The 10,195-nt window shown below is 70.5% G+C and carries 5 protein-coding genes; 4 read left to right on the top strand and 1 reads right to left on the bottom strand.

Annotation, left to right across the window (positions count from 1 at the left end):
• The first annotated feature begins 9 nt into the window (after nucleotides 1-9).
• A complete protein-coding gene (locus tag V4U86_RS09365) occupies nucleotides 10-1,677 on the top strand; it encodes a (2,3-dihydroxybenzoyl)adenylate synthase (protein WP_395310971.1) in 1,668 nt (555 codons plus the stop codon).
• A 166-nt stretch (nucleotides 1,678-1,843) separates the two neighbouring features.
• Nucleotides 1,844-7,021 (top strand): type I polyketide synthase, encoded by a 5,178-nt coding sequence (locus tag V4U86_RS09360; RefSeq protein WP_395310970.1) that lies wholly within the window; start codon nucleotides 1,844-1,846, stop codon nucleotides 7,019-7,021.
• A gap of 4 nt (nucleotides 7,022-7,025) precedes the next feature.
• On the opposite strand, the gene hemW is transcribed toward V4U86_RS09360, so the two are convergent.
• Nucleotides 7,026-8,159 carry a radical SAM family heme chaperone HemW gene (hemW, locus tag V4U86_RS09355; RefSeq protein WP_395310969.1) on the bottom strand — a complete coding sequence of 378 codons (1,134 nt, stop codon included), beginning with the start codon at nucleotides 8,157-8,159 and terminating at the stop codon, nucleotides 7,026-7,028.
• Between hemW and V4U86_RS09350 the strand changes: the two genes are divergently transcribed.
• Both V4U86_RS09350 and V4U86_RS09345 read left to right on the top strand, forming a co-directional pair.
• Entirely contained in the window at nucleotides 8,134-8,349 is a 216-nt protein-coding gene (locus V4U86_RS09350) for an Ms4527A family Cys-rich leader peptide (protein ID WP_395310968.1), read from the top strand. The two genes, hemW and V4U86_RS09350, sit on opposite strands and share 26 nt — an antisense overlap.
• Before the next feature lie 117 nt (nucleotides 8,350-8,466).
• The gene (locus V4U86_RS09345; protein WP_395310967.1) at nucleotides 8,467-10,173 is read left to right on the top strand and encodes a nitrite/sulfite reductase; all 1,707 of its coding nucleotides are present in this window, start codon (nucleotides 8,467-8,469) and stop codon (nucleotides 10,171-10,173) included.
• The last annotated feature ends 22 nt before the right edge of the window (nucleotides 10,174-10,195 follow it).

Here is a 10,195-nt window from a genome sequence, read left to right as displayed (position 1 = left end):
TTTTCCAGGATGAGCACGGCTTTTTCGCAGGAATGCGGCGATCTGAACAGCGGTTTCGTCCCGTTCCCGGCCGATCGCGCTGCCACCTACCGGCAGGCGGGCTACTGGACCGATGAACCGCTGGACTCCATTCTCAGCAACGGCGCGAGAAAATGGCCCGACACCGCGGCGATCATCGACTCCGAGCGCCGGTATACCTTCGCCGAACTGGACTCGCTGGCCGATCTGGTCGCGGCCCGTCTGCGCGCGCTGGGGCTGCGTCCCGGCGACCGGATACTGCTGCAGTTACCCAACAGCACCCAGTTCGCCGTCGCCTTCTTCGGATTGTTGCGCGCGGGAGTGGTGCCGGTGATGTGCCTGTTCGGGCACCGCTCCGCCGAACTCAGCCACTTCGCCGCGGTGAGCGGTGCGGTCGGACTCATAATCACCGATACGGCAGCCGGATTCGACTTCCGCGAGATGGCCGCGACGCTGCAGCAGGAACATCCCGCGCTGCGTCACGTGATCGTCGACGGTGATCCCGGCCTCTATCTCCCCTGGTCCACGCTCACCGCACCGGCGCACGGCGGCGAACCGACCACCCCGCCGGCCCGGGAGAACTTCGACGCGGCCGCCCCGGCCCTGCTACTGGTCTCCGGTGGCACCACCGGACTGCCGAAGCTGATCGCGCGGACCCACAACGACTATCTGTACACCGCGGTCGCCTCGGCCCAGACCTACCTGATGACCAGCGCGGACACCTACCTCGTCGCGTTGCCCGCCGGCCACAACTTCCCGTTGGCCTGCCCCGGTCTGCTCGGCGCGATGACCGTCGGCGCCCCGACCGTCTTCACCGCCGACCCCAGTCCGGAGAACGCGTTCGGCCTCATCGACAAGTACCAGGTGACGGTGACCGGCCTGGTCAACGCCCTGGCCAAGGTGTGGTCGCAGGCCTGCGACTGGGAACCCGTGCTGCCCACGTCGCTGCGCGTGGTCCAGGTCGGCGGATCCCGGATGACCGCCGAGGAAGCCGAGTTCATCCTCGACAAGCTCACCCCGGGCCTGAGCCAGATCTTCGGCATGGCCGAGGGAATGCTGAACTTCACCCGCCCCGGCGACCCGGTCGAGGTGCAGGTGCACACCCAGGGCCGGCCGATGTCCGACCTGGACGAGATGCGGGTGGTCGACGAGAACGGCGCCGATGTGGCTCCCGGCGAAGAGGGCGAACTGCTGGTACGCGGCCCGTACACGATCAACGGGTACTACCGCGCCGAGGAGGCCAACGCCCGCTCGTTCAGTCCGGACGGCTACTACCGCTCCGGTGACCGGGTGCGCATCTTCGCCGACGGTCCGCGGGCCGGCTACGTCGAGGTGACCGGCCGGATCAAGGATGTGATCCACCGCGGCGGCGAGACCGTGTCGGCCTCCGACCTGGAGGAGCACCTGTTCGCCCACCCGGACATCTATGCCGCGGCCGCGGTCGCCATGCCCGACGAGTACCTGGGTGAGAAGATCTGTGCCGCAGTCGTTTTCTCGGGCAAGCCGGTGACCCTGGCCCAACTCAACAGCTTCCTGGACGCCCGCGGGGTGTCGGCGCACACCAAGCCGGACATGCTCGCCGCACTGCCGGCACTGCCGAAGACCGCGGTCGGCAAGGTGGACAAGAAGCAGATCATCGAACTGCTGAGGTCGTCATGACGGCTAATCCGTTCATGCAGTTGCCATCTCGGTCACGGGTGTGTGCAGAGGCACACAACGTAGACCTCCGCCTGCCGTCGGCACGTGCCACGATCTGTGTAAACGCAACCGATGCGGCACCGCCGGCCGCGAACCAGAACCGATGATGTGAAGAGGATCCGCAGCCGTGACGCTTAACGGAAGTACCTCCGGGCAGCAGGAACCCACCCTGGAACCGATCGCCATCATCGGCATCGGGTGCCGACTGGCCGGCGATATCGAAACCCCGGCAGATTTCTGGCGGTTCCTGCTCGACGGCGGCAGCGCGGTCGGCGAGGTCCCCGCCGAGCGGTGGGAGCCGTACCTGCGCCGGGATCCCCGGAACGCGGCCATTCTCAAGGCCACCACGCAAAGGGGCAGTTTCCTGTCCGATCTACCCGGCTTCGACGCGGAATTCTTCGGGGTGTCCCCGCGCGAGGCCGAACTGATGGATCCGCAGCAGCGCCTCGCGCTTGAGGTGAGCTGGCAGGCCCTGGAGGACGCCGGGGTGCCGCCCCGCGCCCTGGCCGGCAGCGACACCGCGGTGTTGATGGGCGTCAACTCCGACGACTACGGCAAGCTCGTCATGGAGGACCTGCCCGGCATCGAGGCCTGGACCGGTATCGGCACCGCGCTGTGCGGGATCGCCAACCGGGTGTCGCACCTGCTCGACCTGCGCGGCCCGAGTGTGGCATTGGACGCCGCGTGCGCGGCCTCCCTGGTCGCCGTCCATCAGGCCTGTCAGCTGCTGCGCGCCGGTGAGACCTCGCTGGCGCTGGCCGGCGGGGTCAGCGCGCTCATCGGCCCCGGCCTGACCCGGGTGCTCGACGTCGCCGGCGCCACCGCGCCGGACGGCCGGTGCAAGTCCTTCGACGACTCCGCCGACGGGTACGGGCGCGGCGAGGGTGCGGCAGTGGTGGTCCTCAAACGCCTCGCCGACGCCCAGCGCGACAACGACCGGGTGTTGGCGGTCGTGCGCGGCGGCGCGGTCGCCCAGGACGGCAGGACCGTCGGCATCATGTCCCCCAACGGCGCCGCGCAGGAGCAGATGTTCCGGCGCACCTGCGACACCGCCGGCATCGACCCGGCCAGCGTCGACTTCGTCGAGGCGCACGGCACCGGCACCCCGACCGGTGACCCGGTCGAGCTGAACGCGCTGTCGGCGGTCTACGGCGTGGGCCGACCCGCCGACCGGCCCTGCCTGGTGGGTTCGGCCAAACCGAACACCGGTCACCTCGAAGGTGGCGCCGGGGTGGTCGGCTTGGTGAAGGCGACCCTGGCGCTGCATCACGAGGCGGTTCCGCCGACCGCCGGGGTGCGCACACCCACCACCGCGGTGGACTGGCGCACCAACGGCCTGCGGGTGAACACCGAGACCGAGAGCTGGCCGCGTGGACCGCGCCCGCGCCGCGCGGCGGTGTGCAGCTACGGCTACGGCGGCACCATCGCGCACGTCCTGCTCGAGGAGGCCCCGGCCCCGGGCGCCGTGCCGATCGGAACGCCGAAAACGTCCGGTATCCAAGTGGTTCCGGTCTCCGGACGGTCGCCGTCCCGACTGGCCGCCAACGCCGAGGCGCTCGCCGACCACCTGCGTTCCGCACACGACGAGCTGCCCGAAGTGGCGGCCACCCTGTGGTCACGGCGCTCACACGAACCGGTGCGGGCCGCGATCGTCGCCGAGGACCACAAGGAACTCGTCGTCGGCCTGGACGCGCTGGCCGCCGGCGAGCGCAACTCCTCGGTGGCCACCGGTTCGGTGGTGCCCGGTGCGTCCGACGGCGCGGTCTGGGTGTGCTCCGGGCACGGCTCGCACTGGGTGGGCATGGGCGCCGAACTCCTGCGCGAGGAACCGGAGTTCGCCGCCGTCATCGACGCCATCGACCCGGTCTTCGGCGCCGAACTCGGCTTCTCCGCCCGCGAGGCACTGGCCACCGGCGAGCACGGCGGCACCGACCAGGTGCAGGCGCTGACCTTCGCCATGCAGGTCGGCCTGGCCGCGGTACTGCGATCCCGCGGCGCGGCACCGGCGGCCGTGATCGGCCATTCCGTCGGCGAGGTCGCCGCGTGCGTCATCTCCGGGGTGTTCGATCTGACCGACGGCGCCAAGGTGGCCTGCTACCGCGCCCGCGGGTTCCGTGCGGTGCAGGGCAAGGGTGCCATGGCGCTGGTCGCCCTGTCCTTCGCCGAGACCGAGCAGCGCCTGGCCGGCCGCACCGATGTGGTCGCCGCGATCAGCGCCTCCCCCGAATCGACCGTCATCTCCGGCACCGCCGACGAGGTGCGGGCCCTGGCGGCCCACTGGGCGGAGGCCGGGATCGTCACCCGGATGGTGAACACCGACGTCGCCTTCCACAGCCCCGCCATGGACGATCTGACGGCCGAGCTGGCCCGACTGACCGGGGCATTGCACCCACAGCCGCCCACCATCCCGCTGTACAGCACCGCGATGGCCGACCCGCGGTCGACCGCGGGGCGCGGACCCGACTATTGGGTGGCCAACCTGCGGGGCCGGGTCCGGTTCGCCGAGGCCGTCACCGCCGCGGCCGCGGACGGTCACCGGTTGTTCCTGGAGGTTGCCGCGCACCCGGTTGTCTCCCATTCCATCGTCGACGCCTTGTCGCACAACGGAATCGACGACTACGCCGTACTGCCGCTGCACCGCCGCAACATGCCCGAGGTCCGCTCGGTCAGCACCGCGATCGCCGCACTGCACTGCCACGGCGCACCGGTCGCACTCGGCCCCTCGCAGCCGCGGTGGGCCCACGATCTGCCCGGTACCCAGTGGCAGCATCGCCGGTTCTGGCGCACCCCGGCCGCGCCTCCGGGCGGTGGTGCGGTGCATGATCCGCAGACCAACACCCTGCTGGGCGGCCGGCTCGAGGTGACCGGTGCGGTGCCGGCCAAGGTGTGGCAGACCCAGCTCGACATGGACACCCGGCCCTACCCGGGTGATCACCCGGTGCAGGGCACCGAGATCATCCCGGCCGCGGTGCTGCTCAACACCTTCCTGACCGCGACCGGTGGTGACATCACCGATGTCCGGTTGCGCACCCCGGTCGCGCCGGGGCGGGCACGCGCGGTGCAGGTGGTGCTGCAGGACCGCGCGCTGGCGCTGTCCTCCCGGATTCACGACGACGCCGCCGACGGCGACACCGACCGCAGTGGCTGGCTCACGCACTGCACCGCGACCGCGGCCGCCCCGGCGGCGCTGCCGGCCGCGGTCGACCCCGACGCCGTGCGGGCCCGCTGCACCGAGGTGCTGCCGTCCGGCCATGTGATGGACACGCTCGCCGAACTCGGCGTGGCGGCCATGGGATTCCCTTGGCAGATAACCGAACTGCTGCGTGGCGACGGCGAGATGCTGGCCGTGGTCCGCGCCGAACCGGACGGCTCGGCGCCGGCCACCTGGGCCGGCCTGCTGGATGCCGCGACGTCGGCGGCCTCCATCGTGTTCGCCAGCCCGCTGCGCCTGCGGATGCCGGCCCGGATCGACCGGCTGTCGCTGCGCGGTGCGCCGGTTCCGTTGGCGGTCATGCACATTCGCCGCGGCACCGGCAGCTCCATCGCCGATGTGACGATCACCGATGCGGACGGCGCGGTGGTCGGCTTCATCGGCGGCATGTTCTTCGATCAGCTGGAGAACCCGGGCGGCAACGACGTCGGCCGGATGATCCAGCAGCTGGCCTGGCATCCGACCCCGTGGCAGAGCTCATCCCGACCGGCCCAGGTCATCCTGGTCGGCGGGGACGCCGCGACGTTGGCCTGGTGCATGCGCGATCTCGCGGCCGCCGATGTGGACCACCGGCTGTGCAAGACCCCGGAGGAGATCCCCGCCGCGCCGGCCCAGGGTGCGGTGGTGCTGGTGTTGCCCGGCGCCGGGGAGACCCCGGTCGACAACGTCACCGTGGTGCACCGGACGCTGACCGCCCTGCTGGATCGGTCCTCGCAGGTCCAGCTGTGGGCACTGACCCGAGGCGTCTACGAGGGCAGTGAGATCGACGGCTCACCGCTGTGGGGGTACTCCCGGATCGCCGCCGCCGAACATCCCGGGCTGTGGGGCGGCGTCATCGATGTCGCCGACGACAGCCTGCCGATCGGGGTGCTGGCCGCGCTCGGCGGCCACGGGGTGGTCGTGGTCCGCGACGACATCGCACTGACCGCCCGGCTGGCCCCCGCTGCGACCACCCGGCGTGCGACGCTGACCTGCTCCCCGGCCGGCACCTACCTGATCACCGGCGGCACCGGGGCGCTCGGGGTGCGGATGGCCGCGCGGCTGGCCGATCTGGGCGCGCGCCGCATCGTGCTGCTGTCGCGCAGCGGCATCGCCGACCGCGCGGACTGGCAGCCCGACCAGGAGCCGATCCGCACCATCGTGGCGCTGGAGGAACGCGGCGTATCGGTGCGGGTGGCCGCCGTCGACATCGCCGCGCCCGGCGCGGCCGACGGGCTGCGGGCCGCGCTGGCCGACCTACCGCCGGTGCGCGGTGTCGTGCATGCCGCCGGTGTGGAGGCCGGGGCGCTGCTGGCTGGTACCACCGCCGAGGACTTCGCGGCCGCCATGCACCCGAAGGTGGACGGCACGCTGACCCTGCACGAGGTGTTCCCCCCGGGCGAGCTGGACTGGATGGTGCTGTTCTCCTCCTGCGGCTATCTGGCCGGGTTCCCGGGCCAGGGCGCCTACGCCTGCGCGAACGCGTTCCTGGACGCGTTCGCCCAGCACCGGCGCAGCCTCGGTGACCGCACCACCGCGGTGGCCTGGACCGCCTGGCGCGGTCTCGGAATGGGTTCGGAATCAAGCTTTGTCGCCGCGCAACTCAGCGCTCTGGGCATGGGCACCGTCGGCGCCGACGACGCGATGCGGGCCCTGGATCTCGCGGTGCGCGCGGATCAGCCGCACATCGTGGTACTGCCGGTGACCGCGGACGCCGCGTCGGTGCCGATGCTCGCCGATATCGCGCCACGGGATGACGACGACGTCGACGGTTCCGGCCTGAGCGGGTTGGCTGTGCCGGTCGGGCGCGACGACGTGGACATCGCGGAGTGGGTCGGCGATCTGGTGGTGGCCACGGTGGCAGCCGAACTGGGCTTGGCCGAGGACGGGGTGGACCCGCGGCTGCCGCTGGCCGAGATCGGGGTGGACTCCATCATGACCGTCGCGCTGCGCAAACAGCTGGAGCGCAAGACCGGGCTGGCGCTACCGCCGACCCTGCTGTGGGAGCACCCGACCGCCGCCGCTGTCACCACCCGGATCGTGGAACTGCTTACACCACACGATCATTCGGCACAGGATGAGGTGAGCGCGGAAGTCGGGGCGGCCTGTTCCTGAGCGGTCAGTCCTCAAGAAGGTCGCGTACCACCGCATCGGCCAGCAACCGGCCCCGGTCGGTGAGCACGAGCCGGTCGGCGCTGGCGTGCACCAGCCCGTCGAACAGCGCCACCTGCGCGCGGCGCTGTTCATGTTCGGTCAGCACCGCTTTGGGCAATCCGCTGCGCAAACGCATCCGCAGCATCACGTCCTCGATGTGCCGGGCGGTGTCGTCGAGATCCTCGGAATCGGCCACCGGCAGCCGCCGTTCGGCCAGAGCCTGGGCATAGGCGTTGGGATGCTTGACGTTCCACCACCGGGTGGCACCGAGGAAGCTGTGCGCACCCGGGCCGGCACCCCACCAGTGCCCGCCGTCCCAGTAGCCGAGGTTGTGCCGGCACTCGCCGCCCGGCCGGCTCCAGTTGGACACCTCGTACCACTGCATCCCGGCCGCCGACAGCCGCGCGTCGAGCAGCTCGTAGCGGTCGGCCAGCACGTCGTTGTCCGGGGCGGGCAGCTCACCGCGCCGGACGCGGCGCGCCAGGGCGGTGCCGTCCTCGACGATCAACGCGTAGGCCGAGATGTGGTCGACGCCCGCACCCAGCGCGGTGTCGATCGAACGCCGCAGATCGTCGTCGCTCTCGCCCGGGGTGCCGTAGATCAGGTCCAGGTTGACGTGCTCGAACCCCTCGGCGCGGGCCTCCAGCGCGGCGGCCGGGGCCCGGCCCGCCGAGTGCACCCGGTCGAGCACCGCGAGCACGTGCGGCGCGGCCGACTGCATGCCCAGTGAGATGCGGGTGTAGCCGGCCGCGCGCAGCCGGGCGAACAGGGCCGGGGAACTGGACTCCGGATTGGCCTCCGTGGTGACCTCGGCGCCGGGGGCCAGCGGGAAATGTTCCCGCACGGCGGCCAGCACCGCGGCCAGCCCGTCCGCGCCGAGCATGGTCGGGGTGCCGCCGCCGACGAAGACGGTGTCCACCGGCCGGGACCCGACCCGTTGGGCGGCCAGTTCCAGCTCGACCCGTACCGCGGCCAGCCAGCCGTCCGGGTTGGCGCCCCCCAGCTCGGAGGGGGTGTAGGTGTTGAAGTCGCAGTAGCCGCAGCGGGTGGCGCAGAACGGCACGTGGATGTAGATGCCGAACGGCCCGCCACTTCTCATACCGGGAATTGTCCCAGAGTTGGTTTTGCTCACCGTGAGCCCAACTCTTGGCCCGATTGGGGCAGGTGGGGGCCTCCGTGGCACAATGGCCGACGTGACCGCCGCCGTTGACAGCACCACCCGCATCACGCTGGTGGCCCGGCGCCATGTCGATTTCAAGCGCACCTGTACCTGTTGCTGTCTTCCTTGATCCCGTAGACCTGCCCACCTACCCATAGCTGGTCGCCGGATCTGCGCTTCCGGAACAGCCACCGGTGCACTGCGCGATCCTGAGCCGGCTCCAGAACAACACGGAGCTCCGAGACATATGACCGAGACAGTCGCCAAGCCCGCCGGTACCGATAAGCCGAAGCCGGTGAAACGCCCCCGCGGGGAGGGCCAATGGGCGCTCGGCTACCGGGAGCCGCTCAACGCCAATGAGCAGGCCAAGAAGGACGACAACCCGCTCAACGTGCGGGAGCGCATCGAGAACATCTACGCTCCGGGCGGCTTCGACAGCATCGACAAGGGTGATCTGCGCGGCCGTTTCCGCTGGTGGGGTCTGTACACCCAGCGCAAGCCCGGCTACGACGGCACCTGGACCGGTGACGAGAACACCGACATGCTGGAGGACTCGTACTTCATGCTGCGGGTCCGCAGCGACGGCGGTGCGCTGAGCGCGGCCGCGCTGCGCACCCTCGGCGGCATCTCCACCGAGTTCGCCCGCGACACCGCCGACCTGTCCGACCGGCAGAACGTCCAGTACCACTGGATCGAGGTCGAGAACATGCCGGAGATCTGGCGTCGCCTCGACGCGGTCGGCCTGCAGACCACCGAGGCCTGCGGCGACTGCCCCCGCGTCGTGCTGGGTTCCCCGCTGGCCGGTGAGTCGCTGGACGAGATCATCGACGGCACCCCGGCCGTCAACGAGATCGTCAAGCGCTACATCGGCAAGCCCGAGTACTCCAACCTGCCGCGCAAGTTCAAGACCGCGATCTCGGGCCAGCAGGACGTGGTGCACGAGGTCAACGACGTCGCGTTCATCGGCGTCGAGCATCCCGAGCACGGTCCCGGCTTCGACCTGTGGGTCGGCGGCGGGCTGTCCACCAACCCGATGCTGGCCCAGCGGGTCGGGGTATGGGTGCCGCTGGACGAGGTGCCCGACGTGTGGGAAGGCGTGGTCAGCGTGTTCCGCGATTACGGCTACCGCCGGCTGCGGGCCAAGGCCCGGCTGAAGTTCCTGATCAAGGACTGGGGCGTGCAGAAGTTCCGTGAGGTGTTGGAGACCGAGTACCTCAAGCGTCCCCTGATCGACGGTCCGGCGCCCACCCCGTCCACCCGGCCCATCGACCACGTCGGCGTGCAGAAGCTCAAGAACGGGCTCAACGCCGTCGGTGTCTCCCCCATCGCCGGCCGGGTCACCGGCACCATCCTGACCAAGATCGCCGATCTGGCCGAGGCAGCGGGCTCGGACCGGATCCGGTTCACGCCCTACCAGAAGCTCATCGTCCTGGACGTCCCCGACGACAAGCTCGACGAGCTGCGCGCCGGTCTGGATGCGCTCGGCCTGCCGTCCACCCCGTCACACTGGCGGCGCAACCTGATGGCCTGCACCGGCATCGAGTTCTGCAAGCTCAGCTTCGCCGAGACCCGCAGCCGGTCCCAGGTGCTGGTGCCGGAGCTGGAGAAGCGCCTGGAGGACCTGAACGCCCAGCTCGACGTCCCGGTGACCATCAACATCAACGGCTGCCCCAACTCGTGCGCCCGGATCCAGGTCGCCGATATCGGGTTCAAGGGACAGATGGTCGACTCAGGCGAAAATGGCAACGATCCTGTAGAGGGCTTCCAGGTGCATCTGGGCGGCAGCCTCGGCCTGGACAGCGGTTTCGGCCGCAAGCTGCGCCAGCACAAGGTGCTCGCCACCGAACTCGGCGACTACATCGAGCGGGTTGTTCGCAACTTCGTGAAACAACGTGAGGACGGCGAGCGTTTCGCTCAGTGGGCGGTCCGTGCGGACGAGGCCGACCTGCGATGAGCATCGACGCGAAGACCGGAAA

The sequence above is a fragment of the Mycobacterium sp. AMU20-3851 genome (genome assembly GCF_043974665.1).
GTDB lineage: Bacteria > Actinomycetota > Actinomycetes > Mycobacteriales > Mycobacteriaceae > Mycobacterium.
This window is presented reverse-complemented; position numbering and strand designations above follow the sequence as displayed.